The organism is Streptococcus oralis (assembly GCF_016127915.1).
Classification (GTDB): Bacteria; Bacillota; Bacilli; order Lactobacillales; family Streptococcaceae; genus Streptococcus; species Streptococcus oralis_BO.
On record NZ_CP066059.1, the window covers coordinates 254,309 to 269,359 of the forward strand.

19 protein-coding genes are annotated in these 15,051 nt (G+C 38.4%); 5 read left to right on the forward strand and 14 right to left on the reverse strand.

Features of this window, described 5'->3' with window-relative positions; genetic code table 11:
- Positions 1 to 13: 13 nt before the first annotated feature.
- From I6H78_RS01195 to I6H78_RS01225, 7 genes are all read right to left on the reverse strand, one after another.
- The gene (locus I6H78_RS01195; RefSeq protein ID WP_000590551.1) at positions 14 to 319 is read right to left on the reverse strand and encodes a PTS sugar transporter subunit IIB; all 306 of its coding nucleotides are present in this window, start codon (positions 317 to 319) and stop codon (positions 14 to 16) included.
- A 37-nt stretch (positions 320 to 356) separates the two neighbouring features.
- Positions 357 to 833 (reverse strand): PTS sugar transporter subunit IIA, encoded by a 477-nt coding sequence (locus I6H78_RS01200; RefSeq protein ID WP_000521979.1) that lies wholly within the window; start codon positions 831 to 833, stop codon positions 357 to 359.
- A 189-nt stretch (positions 834 to 1,022) separates the two neighbouring features.
- A complete protein-coding gene (locus tag I6H78_RS01205; protein WP_000643951.1) occupies positions 1,023 to 1,712 on the reverse strand; it encodes a sugar phosphate nucleotidyltransferase in 690 nt (229 codons plus the stop codon).
- Between the two features lie 11 nt (positions 1,713 to 1,723).
- Positions 1,724 to 2,602, reverse strand: coding sequence for a DMT family transporter (locus I6H78_RS01210; protein ID WP_198459682.1), 879 nt, complete (start codon positions 2,600 to 2,602; stop codon positions 1,724 to 1,726).
- A gap of 1 nt (position 2,603) precedes the next feature.
- The gene (locus tag I6H78_RS01215; RefSeq protein WP_198459683.1) at positions 2,604 to 3,461 is read right to left on the reverse strand and encodes a phosphotransferase family protein; all 858 of its coding nucleotides are present in this window, start codon (positions 3,459 to 3,461) and stop codon (positions 2,604 to 2,606) included.
- Positions 3,462 to 3,477: 16 nt separating this feature from the next.
- Entirely contained in the window at positions 3,478 to 4,500 is a 1,023-nt protein-coding gene (locus I6H78_RS01220; RefSeq protein ID WP_198459684.1) for a ribitol-5-phosphate dehydrogenase, read from the reverse strand.
- A 4-nt stretch (positions 4,501 to 4,504) separates the two neighbouring features.
- Complete coding sequence (locus I6H78_RS01225; RefSeq protein WP_000638514.1) at positions 4,505 to 5,212, reverse strand: IspD/TarI family cytidylyltransferase; 708 nt, start codon at positions 5,210 to 5,212, stop codon at positions 4,505 to 4,507.
- Positions 5,213 to 5,651: 439 nt separating this feature from the next.
- On the opposite strand from I6H78_RS01225, the gene I6H78_RS01230 reads away from it, so the two are divergent.
- On the forward strand, positions 5,652 to 5,951 hold the full coding sequence (locus I6H78_RS01230) for a YbaB/EbfC family nucleoid-associated protein (RefSeq protein ID WP_000981515.1): 300 nt from the start codon (positions 5,652 to 5,654) through the stop codon (positions 5,949 to 5,951).
- A 41-nt stretch (positions 5,952 to 5,992) separates the two neighbouring features.
- On the opposite strand, the gene I6H78_RS01235 is transcribed toward I6H78_RS01230, so the two are convergent.
- The 7 genes from I6H78_RS01235 to glmU all read right to left on the reverse strand — a co-directional run bounded on the left by I6H78_RS01235 (position 5,993) and on the right by glmU (position 11,976).
- Complete coding sequence (locus tag I6H78_RS01235) at positions 5,993 to 7,756, reverse strand: glycerophosphoryl diester phosphodiesterase membrane domain-containing protein (RefSeq protein WP_198459685.1); 1,764 nt, start codon at positions 7,754 to 7,756, stop codon at positions 5,993 to 5,995.
- Between the two features lie 8 nt (positions 7,757 to 7,764).
- Positions 7,765 to 8,358, reverse strand: coding sequence for a 3'-5' exonuclease (locus I6H78_RS01240; RefSeq protein ID WP_000413625.1), 594 nt, complete (start codon positions 8,356 to 8,358; stop codon positions 7,765 to 7,767).
- An 81-nt stretch (positions 8,359 to 8,439) separates the two neighbouring features.
- Positions 8,440 to 8,934 (reverse strand): chromosome segregation protein RocS, encoded by a 495-nt coding sequence (gene rocS / locus I6H78_RS01245; RefSeq protein WP_000021252.1) that lies wholly within the window; start codon positions 8,932 to 8,934, stop codon positions 8,440 to 8,442.
- A 76-nt stretch (positions 8,935 to 9,010) separates the two neighbouring features.
- Positions 9,011 to 9,703, reverse strand: a complete 693-nt coding sequence (locus tag I6H78_RS01250; protein ID WP_198459686.1) for a 5'-methylthioadenosine/adenosylhomocysteine nucleosidase — start codon at positions 9,701 to 9,703, stop codon at positions 9,011 to 9,013.
- A gap of 15 nt (positions 9,704 to 9,718) precedes the next feature.
- Complete coding sequence (macP, locus tag I6H78_RS01255; protein WP_198459687.1) at positions 9,719 to 10,030, reverse strand: cell wall synthase accessory phosphoprotein MacP; 312 nt, start codon at positions 10,028 to 10,030, stop codon at positions 9,719 to 9,721.
- An 11-nt stretch (positions 10,031 to 10,041) separates the two neighbouring features.
- Positions 10,042 to 10,587 carry an NUDIX hydrolase gene (locus I6H78_RS01260; protein WP_000393796.1) on the reverse strand — a complete coding sequence of 182 codons (546 nt, stop codon included), beginning with the start codon at positions 10,585 to 10,587 and terminating at the stop codon, positions 10,042 to 10,044.
- A 9-nt stretch (positions 10,588 to 10,596) separates the two neighbouring features.
- On the reverse strand, positions 10,597 to 11,976 hold the full coding sequence (gene glmU / locus I6H78_RS01265; RefSeq protein ID WP_198459688.1) for a bifunctional UDP-N-acetylglucosamine diphosphorylase/glucosamine-1-phosphate N-acetyltransferase GlmU: 1,380 nt from the start codon (positions 11,974 to 11,976) through the stop codon (positions 10,597 to 10,599).
- A gap of 155 nt (positions 11,977 to 12,131) precedes the next feature.
- Between glmU and I6H78_RS01270 the strand changes: the two genes are divergently transcribed.
- The 4 genes from I6H78_RS01270 (at position 12,132) to I6H78_RS01285 (ending at position 14,986) form a co-directional block, all read left to right on the forward strand.
- Positions 12,132 to 12,932 (forward strand): glycoside hydrolase family 25 protein, encoded by an 801-nt coding sequence (locus I6H78_RS01270; RefSeq protein WP_198459689.1) that lies wholly within the window; start codon positions 12,132 to 12,134, stop codon positions 12,930 to 12,932.
- 106 nt (positions 12,933 to 13,038) lie between these two features.
- Entirely contained in the window at positions 13,039 to 13,881 is an 843-nt protein-coding gene (locus I6H78_RS01275) for a DUF368 domain-containing protein (RefSeq protein WP_198460212.1), read from the forward strand.
- Complete coding sequence (locus I6H78_RS01280) at positions 13,881 to 14,363, forward strand: aminoacyl-tRNA deacylase (RefSeq protein WP_198459690.1); 483 nt, start codon at positions 13,881 to 13,883, stop codon at positions 14,361 to 14,363. Before I6H78_RS01275 ends, I6H78_RS01280 begins: the two co-directional genes overlap by 1 nt.
- Positions 14,363 to 14,986 carry a histidine phosphatase family protein gene (locus I6H78_RS01285; RefSeq protein ID WP_198459691.1) on the forward strand — a complete coding sequence of 208 codons (624 nt, stop codon included), beginning with the start codon at positions 14,363 to 14,365 and terminating at the stop codon, positions 14,984 to 14,986. Before I6H78_RS01280 ends, I6H78_RS01285 begins: the two co-directional genes overlap by 1 nt.
- Positions 14,987 to 15,051 lie beyond the last annotated feature (65 nt).

The following is a 15,051-nucleotide window of genomic DNA, read 5'->3' on the forward strand; positions in this document are numbered from 1 at the left end:
GATAAAGAATAAATTAGCTTAGTCCATGTTCTTTGATAGCTGCTTCAATATTGTCAAATACTGGAGCACTCATCGCTGGAATACGGAACAAGATTGGTCCAGCTTCAATTACTGGAATACCTGGTTCAAAACCAAGGTCAGTTGCAGCGATTGGTGTGAAGATATCGTAGCCCTTGATAAGGTCTTCATTTACATCTTTCACCATGACTGCATCACAGTGAACATCATAACCACGGTTTGAAAGTTCTTCTTCTAGAGCACTTTTAATTTGGTGACTTGAGTTAACACCTGCACCGCAGGCAGCAAGAATTTTAATCATTTGGATTTCCTCCGATTTTATATTTAAATTGACAAGATTAAGCTGTTGCTTCAGCAATGTAAGCATAAAGTTTTTCTGGTTCGGAAATTTTTGATAAATCTTCCAGATGTCCATTTCCTGTGAAAAAGTCCATCAACTGAGCCAGAATATTTGTTTGACTTGAACTTGAGTTGTTAATGATAAAGAAGAGTAGGGATACTTCTACTTCCTTATCAGGAGCTATCATATTGTGAAAAGTTACTGGTTTTTCTAATCGAACAACCACCACTTTCTCAGCTAGATTATGAACAATATCTGTATGAGGAATCGCTACATTTGGCAAGTCCTTTCCTAGAAATTCCATATCTAAACCAGTTGGAAATGACTTTTCACGCGTGATCAAGGCTTCACGATAGGTTGGAGTGACAATTTCTCGTTCTTCCAACAAGCTTGCTACCTGATCAAAGAGTTGTTCTTGATTATCCGCCTCTAAGCAAAACACCAGGTTTTTGTCAAAGAAATGATCTAATCCCATAACATTTTCCCTTCTTTCAATTATCTTTTATGCTATAAGTATAACACTATATGAAATCGTTGTCAATAATTTTTGTTTTATTTTGTTCATTTTTTTGTAATTTTTGTTTCATTTAAAGAATACAATCAATATCAAACATTCTTGTTATAAAATCCACAAAAAAAGAAGGCCCAAGCCTTCTTCTCTTCCTTACTTAATAGTAGATAAAATCTCTTCTAACTTATGGTAGTCTTTTACACTATCAATTTCATAAATGCTATTTCCTTCTAATTCTTCGACATAGACATCCAATTCTTTGATATTATCCTTAACCATGTTGTCCCAGTAGAGATCAACAAATTCACCACTTTCGTAAGCTTTGTCAATAAAGCCAACAATCTTCTCAGCAGTTGGTGCATCCCAGAATGAAACTCCGCTCAGAATGCGACCAGCCTTGCTGTCAACAATAATGTCTTGAACCTTGTAATCATCACCGTAAACCAAGAACCACTCGTTCGTACAGTCTTCACGATAAACGCTAAAATAGGTAGAACGTTTAAGATCGTTTCGAAACATATTTTTGAAAAGATAGTTATCTGCATCGATGACGTAGCTATTTGCCAAATCTTCTTTTACTAGATAAAGTGAGTAAAAGTTATTGTAATCAGCATACTTGTCGTTAAAGACTAAACGAACACCATATTTTTCTTTTAGGTAGTCAAATTGTTCCTTGAGGTAACCGACAACGATGATAATCTCATCAATTCCTCTCTCTTTCAAAAACTCGATTTGGTATTCTACCAAGGGTTTTTGATTAACCTTAACCAAAGCTTTTGGGGTATTTTCAGTCATAGGGCGCAGACGAGTTCCTAAGCCCGCTGCTAAAATAATCGCTTTCACACGAATCTCCTTTATTCTTTAATAATAATATAAACACCAGCCATAACAATAAGTGAAGTGATGATTGTCAGCATATCTAGCGGTGCACCCAAGAAAATAACTGCAAATAAGACAGTCCAAACTACATAGCTCACATTCAAACCTGTTGCTTTCGCAGGTTGCAAACGATTAATAGCGATATAATAAGCTAAGTAGGAAATCATATCAAAGGCCGCAAAGACAAGCAAGAGGCCGAGTAATTGCCCATCTGCTACTTCTGCAAATGAATGGTGAGAAAAGAGCACAATCACAAGATAGGACAAGAATGAGGTTACTTGTCGGATTAACAAGGCTTCAATTTCACTTAAATCACTTTCCATAGCATAGGAGCTGAGAACACTTTCACTCCCCCAGGCAATGGCACAGATAAGGGCACAAAGAATCCCAATGTAAAACGAGTTAACTTGTTCAACCTTGTAGGTTTGAGCAATAATCGCTGCAATAATCAAGAAAACACCAAATACTGTATTCTTTGAAACCTTGTGTTTCAAAATGAAGAAGGCAAGCAAAACTGAAATTGCTGGGTAAATAGCCGATACAGATGAAGCTAGAGAACTACCAATATATTTAACTGCATAAAGATTGGCCTGCATACCTATAGGTCCTGCTAGCAAAGCACCGATTATAACACTCACATTTCGAATATTTAAGAAAATCGAGAGGCGAACTTTTCCTTCTTTTACCAAAAGAAAAGCTAACAAGATAAAGATACTCAAGAAATCATGAGCGGCAGCCACCACAAAAGGCGAAAGATTTGTAAAAATTGAAAAGATATAAGCACTAATCGTTAGACCTAATCCCCAGAAGATACCTGAGAGCAGACCAAAAGAAACGCCATTTTTATTCTTCATCCTAACCTCCATAATAAGTCAAACCTTCGACAGCTCTTTGGTAACGATTGACACCGTAATCTCCAAAATCAGCCCCTTGAGCTTCTTTGTACACTGTCCACAAACTCCAAATGGTATCTTGCAAGATTTTATAGATACGAATCTTCTCACGTGATACAGGCGTTTTGTCACTTTCATAGTAGGAAAGGAAATCATCTTCCTCTTGCTTTGTAAATTCAGACTCTAAGAAAAGAGCTGCCAAATCCCACATCGGGTCATTCATAGAAGAGTATTCCCAGTCAATCAAATACAAACGACCTTGTGGTGACTCGATAAAGTTTTCTGGTACCAAATCGATATGACAGGACTTTCTATCAACACCCAAATCAGCCAATCTCTTTTCTAGTGAAAATACATCTTTTCTAACAGCTTCATAATTTTCATAAGGAATAGCTCCCTCAATCAAGGATTCATATTTTCTGATTTCCTCAAATGGAGCAAACTCTCCTCTTAATTCTTTCCCTGAAGCATGGATGGTTTGTAAAATTGGTGCAATCTTTTCAAACTTGGACTTAATAGATGTCGAATCTAGAGTTACTGCTGATTCGATGTACTCATTTACTTTGATCCCTGACTCAATATCAAAAAGGTAATTTTTGACATCTAAATCTAAATCCTCTAAAAGTTCAAGATTGTACTTTTCATTTTGACGATTGATGAGTTTTTCAGTCCCTTTACCAAAAAATTTCACAATATACTGTTTGTTGGTTGTTTTGACCAAATAGTTTTGGTTGGTCATGCCTCCCAGCTGTTCAACACTGAGTACTTCCTCTTCATTAGATAGTAAAGAAGAAATTTTTTCTTTGATGAGTTTCTCCACAATTAACCTCCATCTTCTACACTTCCCACTTAAATACTGTTTTGAAAGCAGTATTAAGGTCTGTAGCAAAGACACGGTGAATGTCCTTGATTTCTCTCACAGGCTCTTCAACATAAAGGATATTCTTCAGACGATTCGCAAACTTTTTGACTTCCATCATTTGAATAGCCTTCTCAAAATCGACGCGTCCTGAGCGAGACGAGCCTACTAATAACAATCCTTTTTCCAAAGCATCTCGTGTATTGATATTAACCTTGTATTCACTCACTCCCATCATGAGAATCGTTCCCTGTGGACGAATATAGCGAATCAGGTCATTGATAGCTGGTCCTGTACCATCACCACCGCAACACTCAAATCCATGATCAAAGGTCAAATCCTCTGGGATATTATCCGTGATATAGCACTCTTTTGCAAAAGAGAAGAGCTCCAGTTTTTCCCAATGGCGACCAATCACGATAATCTCTGCTTCTGGTAGAGTGTAATTGATAATATTTGCAACCACAAAGGCCAAACTACCATCTCCGATAACAGCGATGCGCGCTCTCTTGCTATGAGCAAGATGCAGGAAGCGATCCATAGCATGCATGCCAACACTGACAAACTCAGTTATGGCTGCAACTGTGTCCTCAATGTCATTATAAGACACAACACGATCTTTTGGAAGAGAGACAAATTCTCGCATAAAGCCGTCATAGCCACTAGATAGGAAGTAGGTCCCTGTCATGTAGTTCTCGTAGAACTCCTTGTCACTCTGCATAGGCGGTTGATTGGGAATCATAACTACCTTTTGACCAACTTCATAAGTACCAGTTGGATCTGAGATAACAGTTCCACAAGACTCGTGAATCATGGCCATAGGAAGCTTTTTAGCCAATATCTTTGGATCGCGTTTCCCTTGATAGTAACGTTGATCCGCATGACAAACCGCCATATAATTTGGACGAATAAGGATATGATTCTCCTGATCAATGTCTTCTTCTTGATATTTTACATTGATAAACTTTGGTTTGGTCAGTTGATAAATTTGATTAATCATAGCCTTAGTCTTTCTCAATCATGCTTTTCGCGATTTTCAAGTCTGTCACAGTTGTGATTTTAAGATTTGAATATTCCCCTTTAGCTAGGGCAACGTCTTTTCCTTTGATAACAAAAATCTTACATGCATCCGTCAGGATTTCCTTTTCTTGGTCAGATAGGGAACCATACAAATCCATGAAATCCTTGCAGCGGAATGTCTGAGGTGTTTGACCTTGATAGAGGTGAGCACGATTTGGAATATCCGTGATAAACTGACCATTAGTACTTTCAACAATGGTATCAACTGCTTCTACTACTGTGTCAACCGCATCATGATTTTGCGCCAGTTTGATATTGTCCTGAATCATGCGAAGTGTGATAAAAGGACGAACAGAGTCGTGGGTAATCACAATATCTTCTGGAGTGATTGGACGATAGGCATCAATAGCTTCTATAATCTTCTCGATACTGGTATTGCGATCAGCACCACCCTTTGTAATGATGATACGATCCTTGTGGAGAGAAAGATACTTGTCAACTAGGTCCTCAGCGTGTGACACCCAGTCTCCATGAACTCCAACTACAATTTTTTCAATACTTGGTTCCAAAACAAATTTTTCAATTGTGTGGATCAAAATAGGTCGATCACCCAGCTCCAAGAATTGTTTTGGTAAATTACTGATTCCCATGCGTGTGCCAGTTCCTCCGGCTAGGATTCCTGCATAGATCATTTATATTCTCCTTTAGTTTATTCTAAAAAACTCATTACCATCTATTATATCACAATCTGCCTCCATCATGAAGAAAAGACAGAGCGTCATTTAGTCTAATCAACACACCATTTAAGCTAAAAAGTGAACAATGTCTTACTAAATCTGGAAAGAACATAACAAATTAAGAAATATAATTAGGTTATCCTCTATATTCTCTGTTTAACGTTCGGTTAACATAGAGTTCTTTAGAATATAACACAAACCTTAAAAAAAGCTTAAACAAAATTATTTGTTTAGCAAAGAATACTAGGTGTGCATAGTAAATTTCTTAAAAGTTGTTTGAGGGATTCATTATTAAAGCTCATATATCTCATGAATTAAACAAATAATAGACTTTTCCACCTAAAATTGTTAAAATAAAAAGGAAAATAATAGAAAAAGGAAACTATAAACCGCCATGATGAACATGCAAAACATGATGCGCCAAGCACAAAAACTTCAAAAACAAATGGAACAAAGTCAAGCAGAACTCGCTGCCATGGAATTTGTTGGAAAATCTGCTCAAGACCTTGTCCAAGCAACTCTGACTGGAGACAAAAAAGTTGTCAGCATTGACTTCAACCCAGCAGTTGTAGATCCAGAAGATCTCGAAACCCTTTCTGACATGACTGCGCAAGCGATTAACGCAGCACTTGAACAAATTGATGAAACGACTAAGAAGAAACTAGGAGCTTTCGCTGGAAAATTGCCGTTCTGATCCACAAAAAAAGAGAAACATCTGTTTCTCTTTTTTTTTTCTTAGAAATCAAAGAATTCCATTGCTTTCTTTAAAAGTAATTCCGTATATTCCGGATCGTCTTGAGCCATTGTGACTTGTGACTGGACCATTTCAAGATCATCCGTTATCATGCCATCTGCGCCGAGGCGAACGGCTTTATCAAATGCCTCAGAACCATTTACGGTCCAAACATAGAGCCTCTGATCAGTTGTCCAGAGTTTATTGACAAAGTATTCATCCAAAGTTGAGTACTCCATAGTGTAACCAGTTGCCTTGGTTCTTGGGAAGATACTGTTATAAGGCAGAATGAAGTAAACTGGAATTTCAGAATCATAAGTCAACACTTTATCAATCACATGATAGTCTAGTGATTGCATCTGATGTCCATATTTCTTGATAGTCGCCCCATACTTTTCAAGGAAATGGTCCATCATTTGCGGACTATCTTTTTTACTGGTTTTAATCTCAATCAGCAATTTTTGGTTTAAAGCATTTGCACGCTCTAAATAGGCATCAAAGCTTGAAATCTTTGTTTGATAACCATTCTCGTAAATATCTGTATTTGTTAATTCATCCAGAGTCAAATCTTGCGGTGTAGCATTAATACCTGTTAAAGTTTTGAGGTTGGCATCGTGCATCATCACGAACTGACCGTCTTTCGTTTCCTGCACATCCATTTCTATAAGATCTGGTTTTAGTTGAGCTGTTTTTTCTAAAGACTGCACAGTATTTTGAACACCGTTTTTATTACTTACTCCTCTGTGCGAAATCACTAAAGGTGTATTGGTATCCGGAGATTCCAGATAAACGTAGCCTTCTATGGCAAAGATGATGCTTGCACACCCCATGACACCCCATCTCATCAGATGATCTTTCTTTCGCCTTGGCATGATCTCCAACTCCTCTCCTGTAAGGAAGGAAACAAACTTCACTAGGAAATAAGTCAGGGTCATGTAATGGAAATTTTTAATCAAGACAAAATTAATCACACCGAGAATCAAGGACTCTTTTTGAGTTAGATTATCCATCACTGCTTGCGCAAAAAGCAAAGGAATTAACAAACCAAAGAAGAAGAGATACGTTTTAATGATAATGAGTAAGAGATGCCAAGAGAAGAAAAGGACATTTTTCTTTGTCTTTTGGAGACTATATTTCACACTTTCTCTTACGGTCTTTCTTTCAAAGAGAATCTTAGGAAGGGCAAACATAAATCGGACAGAGATGTAGAGAAAGATCCAAGCGGATGCTATGATCATCAGACCTACCAGCCAATGCTTACCTTCCCAATAATTCACAATAAAATCAGGGATAATAATTTTGTTGAGGTAGTAGATTTTTAAAATCTTACGGATGAACGGGAAAAGCAAAGCAATGTAAAAAAAGACAAAGGCCATCTTACAAAAGCTCAATCGCTTAACGAATAGAAAGCTCTGTTGAAATACTTTTCTACTATACTCAATTAAAGTTCTCTTTTCATGATAGAGAAGGTGACGAGCCCCGATAAACAAAAGACAAATCTGGAAATAGGCAACCAAGAGATTGATTGCAATTAAGATGAGAAAGGCTAAACTGATAAAAGGCGAGCCTTGTATAATCGCCCAAAAGTTATTGTAGGAGATAAACAAATAACCAGTTTGTCTCAGAAGGATGCCAGCAATCCATGAATTTAATGGTAGCCAGACAAACTCAACCATCATAAATATCAAGAAAAATAGAAATAAAATCTTATCTAGGTTATAGTATATCTTCCTAAAACCTAGCTTTTTAGGTTTTTCAGGTTTCATAGGCACTCCTAGTCTAAAAATTGGGATAAATCTAAGCCACCAAAAGGATTATTCATCGAAAAACTACTCTGGTCTTCTATTAATAGCTTTCCTTCATCCGATTCCAAAAAAGCTTCGTAAACACGCGCCGTCATGCGGGCGTCTTCTAAACTGTTATGAGACTTCCCGTGAAAGCCTAAAAAATTCGCTACAGTTTGTAATTTAAGATTGGCTATGCCGTGTAGGTCAGAACTACGGCGTTCAAAAGCCTCCTCATATAGATCAACCTTATACTGGTCACGATAATCAATACCATGCTCCAAAAGAATAGGCAAATCACTCTTAGCCGCATTGTAACCAACAATAGGTAAGTCGCCAACAAATGCTTGAAAGTTCTTTAAAACTTGCTCTACTTTTGGCGCATCTTTTAAGGTTTCAGCTGTGATTCCAGTCAAACCATTGATAAAACTCTTTAAAGGGGCTGTAGTATAAACATAAGAATCAAAAGCAGCACATTCTTGTCCATCTTGAAAACGGACTGCTGATACTTGAATTAAATGGGTAACGCCCTCGTGTTGATTGAATTCCAAATCAAAGGCGATATAATCTCTTAATTTTTCCATTATTTACCTCAATTACTACCCAAACTAAACTATAAACAATAAAAGAAGCCATTAGGTTAGTGAGTAACCCAAACAGCTTCTTTATTTTCCTCCAAAAAGACGAGCAAAAAAGCCTTTTTTGGTTGCTTGGACTTCTTCTTTTGCTTGGTCCAACTCGAGTTTCAAGGTTTCTTGATCCTTCATGGCTTGAAGAGTTAACTGTTGCTGTTGGTCCAACTGTTTGTCCTTTTCAGCAATCTGTCGGTCTTTGATACGCATCTGTTCATCTTTTTCTGATAACTGGCGGTCTTTTGCCTTGAGCTGCTCGTACAAACGAAGAATTTCAGCATTTTTCTCATCAACCAAGATTTCCATCAGTTCACGTTGTTTGACATCATCACTGACAGGCTCATCTTCAAAAATTGTTTTTTTATAGATTTCTTCTAGCTTGATCAAGCCACTTCGAGTAACTACAGTTACACCTTTGTCATTCTTTTTCGTGTCCTCTTCTGGAAGTTCTTTGACACGATTGTTGATTGCTTGACGAGATAGTCCTAAGACCTCTGCAATCTCACTGACGGTCATTTCAATACTCATAATATCCTCTGAAACGTTTTCTAGCTTTTCTTTATTTAAATCTTATCATAAGCTAGATAAACTGTCAAATTTCCGCTTAATCCAAGGCCTTTAAAAAGGCTAGTAAGACTTGGGCAGAACGACGTCCAGCTTCGATAATAAACTCATCAAAAGAGACAGAGGCTTCGTGATTGGCATTGTCACTCATAGCACGAATGACTAGGAACGGTAAATTAAGAGACTGAGCCGCTTGTGCAATAGCAGCCCCTTCCATTTCAACTGCTAAAACATCAGGGAAGTGGGATTTGATACTAGCAATCTTATCATCTCCAGCTATAAAACTGTCCCCTGTGGCAATCAAGCCTAGGTGCCATGTCTGCTCTAACTGAAATAAGTTTTCTTTAATCCTAGCGATAAATTTCTTATCTGATTCAAAGTACAGAGGTTGACCAGCCATTTGGCCATAAGCATAACCAAAAGCAGTCACATCCACATCATGATAAGCCAACTTATCCGCAATCACTACATCTCCAACAGCAATCCCTTCAGCAAGAGCACCTGCTGATCCTGTATTGATGATAGCTTCTACCTGAAAATGGTCAGCTAGAATAGCTACACTCATAGCTGACATGACCTTTCCAATCCCACTCTGAACTAGAACGACTTCAGTATTGCCAACAGAGCCTGTGTAGTAGGTATTTCCTAAGACTTGGACTTCTTGAGGTTTATCCAAATTCTGAGTCAAATATACAAGTTCTTCTGGCATGGCAGCAATGATTCCAATTTTCATTTCAAGTCCTTTCAATTACAAGAGTTTCATCGCTAAAATTAACAAAATCAAAAGTAGGATGACTGCAAACAAGATACGATTGAGTTTCGAATTAAAAACATTTCTCTTGGTATTCTCAATGCGGCGACTCTTATGAATCGTTGGTTCTACTTCGATTGTAAGTGTATCTTGACTAAAACCGTGGTCTCTAGAACGTGAATAACCAAGATGTTGTGAAGACGTTGGTAGGATTTTTGTTTCCTCATCATCTTGAAGAGGTGGTCCTGAGATTTTCTCACCACGATTGGCACGTTCAATCATTTCGTCTGTTAATAAAGGTTTTCCCATGGGTTTCTCCTCTATTTCTTTTGTAGTTCCCAGTACTGGATCGCCATAATGGTCTTGGCATCACAGATATGACCTGACTGGATCAGGTTCTTGGCTTCCTCTAGACTTACTTCTAAAACTTCCAAGGTTTCATCATCATCTTGTGGACGAGGATTTTCCACCTTAACCAAATCTCTGGCGAGATAAAGTTTTAGTTTTTCGTTACAAAATCCAATCGCAGAATAGAAATCGTACAACAGTTCTAACTTACCAGTATAGGCAACTTCTTCTTCCAATTCACGAAGGGCCGCCGCCATTGGATCAGCATTTTCACCAAGTTCTAGTTTACCAGCAGGAATCTCATAAGAAACCGCCTCGATAGCCTTTCGGTATTGCTTAACGAGAACGATTTTATCCTCGGCTGTCACAGCTAGTACACAAACAGCTCCATTGTGAAAAATCAAGTCACGTTGGGCAGTCCCCTTTCCTTCTGGTAGTTCCACCTGGTCTTGTACTAGTTTGAAAATAGGACCTTGATAGATTTCCTTCCGACTAATCGTTTTTTCTTCAAATTCCATGACAAACTCCTACTGGTTCTTTGGATGATGAGGTAAGCGTGTTGCGTACTCGTCTTTGTTAACTTGTCGTCCACGGCCGATAGCAATGGCATCAGCAGGAACATTCTTGGTAATGGTTGAACCCGCTCCAACCAGAGAATTATCCCCAAGTTCTACAGGAGCAATAATAGTTGAGTTTGATCCAACAAAGACATTATTGCCAATGACAGTTTTGTATTTATTTTTGCCATCGTAGTTGACTGTAATAGTTCCTGCACCAAAATTAACGTTGCTACCCACTTCACAGTTTCCAATATAAGTCAAATGACCTGCCTTGGTATTTTCACCGATTGAAGAGCCTTTTACTTCAACAAAATTTCCAATGTGAACTTGAGCAGCCAGACTTGAACCTGGACGGATATGGGCATAAGGACCAACTGTCACACCGTCCGCAACACTACTTTCCTCAATCATAGAGTTGGTAATCACAGCTCCAGATCCAATGGTGCTATCTACAATACAAGTTCCATTTGTTAAAATAGTCTCCGCACCAATCTTCGTTTGACCTTTTAAGGTAACGTTGGCTTCGATTTGGACTTCGGGAGCAATCTCAACATCAATATCAACGTAAGTTGCTTCCGGATTAACAAAGCTAACACCATTAACCATGTGCTTTTGATTGATACGGCGACGCATCACTGATTCCGCAGTCGCAAGAGCTACACGGTCATTTACGCCAAGACTTTCATCAAAATCCTTGAGAGTATAGGCACCAACCTTCTCACCCGCATTACGGAAAATACCAATCACGTCAGTAATATAATACTCACCTTGTGCATTGTTAGTGTTGATGTTTTTAAGGGCTTCAAAAAGACGTTCATTGTCAAATACATAAGTTCCTGTATTGATTTCCTTAATTTGCTTTTCAAAGTCTGTAGCATCTTTCTGCTCAACAATACGAAGAACTTCAGCATTATCGTTACGGACAATACGACCATATCCAAAAGGATCAGCTGCTTCAGCTGTTAAAATCGTCGCCACATTTTTGTGATTGATATGGAAATCCAGGAGGTTTTTCAAGCTTTCACCTGTAATCAGAGGAGTATCCCCAGCAATAACCAAGGTGTGGCCGGTACGATTTTGGAGAATAGGCTCTGCCATCATGACAGCATGCCCAGTTCCTAGTTGTTCTGATTGGGTAACAAAGTCTGTCTGGCCAGCCAAGACTTGCTCAACTAGCTCTGCCTTGTGACCAACTACAGTAACTGTTTTTTCAGGTTGAATAGCACCAACACTACGAAAAACATGTTCCAACATCGAAATTCCAGCTACTTTATGAAGTACCTTTGGAAGATCTGATTTCATGCGAGTACCTTTACCCGCTGCTAGAATAATGGCATAATTTGACATAATCTTCTCTTTTCTCTAGAAATTCCCTTATATTATACCATAATTTAGTTTCTTAGGAGTAAACAAACAGAAAAATAGGGAAAAGACGCCCATTTATTCACTTTTGCCGATGTTTTCTTTGATTTTTTTATCTATTTACGTTAAACTATTTAGATATGAGAAAAAAGATTCATCCAGCTATTATTTTTACTTTATTTACTATATTTATAGCTATTTTGATCCTCAATAGACCAACTTATGAAGACCATCCTGTCAAGTCAAAACCCAATGCAGTCCAGGTTGAAAATCAGGCCTTGCATAACCTTGACAAACCTATTATTGACGTCTCTGGCTGGCAAAGACCTGAGGAAATCAACTACGATACCTTATCTCAAAATATTTCTGGTGTTATTGTTCGTGTCCACAATGGGGCTCAACATACTGAAACAAATAATGCCGCCTATGCCAATGGTGTCGATAAAGCCTATATAAGTCATATTTCAGAATTTCAAAAACGCAATGTTCCAGTTGCTGTTTATGCCTATCTAGCAGGTACTAGTAAGGAAGAAATGGAAAAAGCTGCTGAGGTTTTCTACAATGCTGCTTCTCCATACAACCCTAGTTACTATTGGTTAGACGTCGAAGAAAAGACAATGTCTGATATGAACGAAGGTGTTGAAGCTTTTCGAGCTAAACTAGAAGCGCTTGGCGCCAAAAATATCGGAATTTACATCGGTGTTTATTTCATGCAAGAGCATAGTATCAATACAGACAAGTTCACTGCTGTCTGGATTCCATCTTATGGAACGGATTCAGGTTACTTTGAAACCACGCCTAATACAGATTTAGACTATGACCTCCATCAGTATACTTCAAAAGGAAGAATTGCTGGATTTGAACACCATTTAGATATTAATCTTATTTCTACCTTGAAGGAAAAAGAAGAAACCTTCAGAAAACTATTTTTAAGACCATAAAACAAGTGAAAATTGCTCTCTTTTTCACTTGTTTTTTCATTTTCTTCTCGTCTGTGTTATAATTGATAGAATAGAGAAAGAATTTTATGAAATTGAGGATTTTATGATGTTTTCATGGATTGCAAGAGTTATTAAAGGAATAGTCATCGCCTTAGGGTTTATCCTACCTGGAATTTCTGGTGGTGTTCTGGCAGCTATTTTGGGAATTTACGAGCGAATGATTTCTTTTCTGGCTCATCCCTTTAAGGATTTTAAAGCGAATGTCCTATACTTTATCCCAGTAGCAATTGGGATGTTGCTAGGCATTGGTTTGTTTTCTTATCCAATCGAGTATCTGCTACAAAATTACCAAGTCTATGTTTTATGGAATTTTGCTGGAGCTATCATCGGTACAGTGCCTAGCCTCCTTAAAGAATCTACTCGAGAATCTGATCGGGATAAGATTGACCTAGTCTGGTTCTGGACCACCTTTATCCTTTCAGGACTAGGGCTCTACGCGCTAAATTTTGTTGTCGGCTCTCTCAGCGCTAGTTTTGCTAGTTTCATCTTAGCGGGTGCTCTTTTAGCGCTTGGTGTCTTGGTGCCTGGTTTAAGTCCGTCAAATCTACTCTTGATTTTAGGACTGTACGCTCCAATGCTCACTGGTTTTAAAACCTTTGATTTATTTGGAACCTTCCTTCCAATCGGTATTGGTGCAGGTGCAACCCTCATCATTTTTTCAAAATTAATGGACTACGCCTTGAACAACTACCACTCCCGTGTTTATCACTTTATTATTGGGATTGTGCTATCAAGCACTCTCTTGATCTTGATTCCAAATGCTGGAAATGCTGAAAGTATCCAATACAGTGGACTTTCTATTGTGGGCTATGTTCTCATCGCCTTCTTCTTTGCACTTGGCATTTGGCTTGGTATCTGGATGAGTCAATTGGAGGATAAGTATAAATAATGGCAAAGAAAGTTAAGATTAAAAAAACCTTGGTCGAACAAATCTTGACCAAGGCGGGTGTTGACCATACTGGTATTCAAATCAACGCGCTTGAGGGTGAACTTCCTCCGGAATATGATCGAACTCATATCTTTAAAACCTTGGCTCTATTAGGGGACAAAACAGGGCCAATCATCGGAATCGTTCCCATAACAGAACACCTCGCTGAGAAAAAACTAGCAAAGGTTTCTGGTAATAAAAAAGTGAGCATGATTCCTCAAAAAGACCTAGAAAAAACGACAGGCTATATTCATGGGGCTAATAACCCCGTCGGCATTCGCCAAAAACATAATTATCCTATTTTTATTGATCAGACTGCTTTGGATTTAGACCAAATGATTGTCTCTGCTGGAGAAGTCGGGCACAGTATCATCATCCGACCTCAAGACTTAGCCGACTTTGTAAAAGCGGATTTTGCTGATATCTTGGAGGAAATCAACTGATGAAACTCTATTTTGTCCGTCATGGTCGGACTGTCTGGAATCTTGAAGGACGTTTTCAAGGTGCTAGCGGTGATTCTCCCCTTCTGCCAGAGTCCATTGACACACTAAAACAATTAGGGCAGTATCTTAAGGAAATTCCTTTTGATACGATTTATTCTAGTGATTTACCCAGAGCAGTTAAATCTGCTGAAATTATCCAAAGTCAACTCCAGGCCCCTTGTCCTTTAAAGAGCATTCCTGACCTACGTGAATGGCAACTTGGCAAACTAGAGGGATTAAAAATCGCTACGCTCAATGCCATCTACCCACAACAAATCAAGGCCTTTCGCTCTAATCTGGCTCAGTTTGATACGAGGATGTTTGAAGCCGAATCTCTCTACTCTACGACTCAGCGTACTATCCGATTTATCAAATCTCTGAAAGAAAGTCCGGTTAAAAGAGTTCTGATAGTCGGGCATGGAGCAAATCTCACTGCTAGCCTACGTACTCTCTTAGGCTATAAAGAAGCTCATCTCCGCAAAGATGGAGGCTTGTCCAATGCTAGTCTGACAGTTTTAGAGACCGATGATTTTGAAACCTTTACTCTAGAAAAATGGAATGACACTTCCTATCAAGAAAAATAATGGAACTTGATCTTAATAGTCAAGTTCTTTTTAGTTTTCAAAGAATATCCGTGAATTTCTCTGCT

Coding starts and splice junctions, on each gene's coding strand:
- I6H78_RS01195 (WP_000590551.1), bottom strand. CDS start 319: ATGATTAAAATTCTTGCTGCCTGCGGTGCAGGTGTTAACTCAAGTCAC.
- I6H78_RS01200 (WP_000521979.1), bottom strand. CDS start 833: ATGGGATTAGATCATTTCTTTGACAAAAACCTGGTGTTTTGCTTAGAG.
- I6H78_RS01210 (WP_198459682.1), bottom strand. CDS start 2,602: ATGAAGAATAAAAATGGCGTTTCTTTTGGTCTGCTCTCAGGTATCTTC.
- I6H78_RS01220 (WP_198459684.1), bottom strand. CDS start 4,500: ATGATTAATCAAATTTATCAACTGACCAAACCAAAGTTTATCAATGTA.
- I6H78_RS01225 (WP_000638514.1), bottom strand. CDS start 5,212: ATGATCTATGCAGGAATCCTAGCCGGAGGAACTGGCACACGCATGGGA.
- I6H78_RS01230 (WP_000981515.1), top strand. CDS start 5,652: ATGATGAACATGCAAAACATGATGCGCCAAGCACAAAAACTTCAAAAA.
- I6H78_RS01235 (WP_198459685.1), bottom strand. CDS start 7,756: ATGAAACCTGAAAAACCTAAAAAGCTAGGTTTTAGGAAGATATACTAT.
- I6H78_RS01240 (WP_000413625.1), bottom strand. CDS start 8,358: ATGGAAAAATTAAGAGATTATATCGCCTTTGATTTGGAATTCAATCAA.
- rocS (WP_000021252.1), bottom strand. CDS start 8,934: ATGAGTATTGAAATGACCGTCAGTGAGATTGCAGAGGTCTTAGGACTA.
- I6H78_RS01250 (WP_198459686.1), bottom strand. CDS start 9,703: ATGAAAATTGGAATCATTGCTGCCATGCCAGAAGAACTTGTATATTTG.
- macP (WP_198459687.1), bottom strand. CDS start 10,030: ATGGGAAAACCTTTATTAACAGACGAAATGATTGAACGTGCCAATCGT.
- I6H78_RS01260 (WP_000393796.1), bottom strand. CDS start 10,587: ATGGAATTTGAAGAAAAAACGATTAGTCGGAAGGAAATCTATCAAGGT.
- glmU (WP_198459688.1), bottom strand. CDS start 11,976: ATGTCAAATTATGCCATTATTCTAGCAGCGGGTAAAGGTACTCGCATG.
- I6H78_RS01270 (WP_198459689.1), top strand. CDS start 12,132: ATGAGAAAAAAGATTCATCCAGCTATTATTTTTACTTTATTTACTATA.
- I6H78_RS01275 (WP_198460212.1), top strand. CDS start 13,039: ATGTTTTCATGGATTGCAAGAGTTATTAAAGGAATAGTCATCGCCTTA.
- I6H78_RS01280 (WP_198459690.1), top strand. CDS start 13,881: ATGGCAAAGAAAGTTAAGATTAAAAAAACCTTGGTCGAACAAATCTTG.
- I6H78_RS01285 (WP_198459691.1), top strand. CDS start 14,363: ATGAAACTCTATTTTGTCCGTCATGGTCGGACTGTCTGGAATCTTGAA.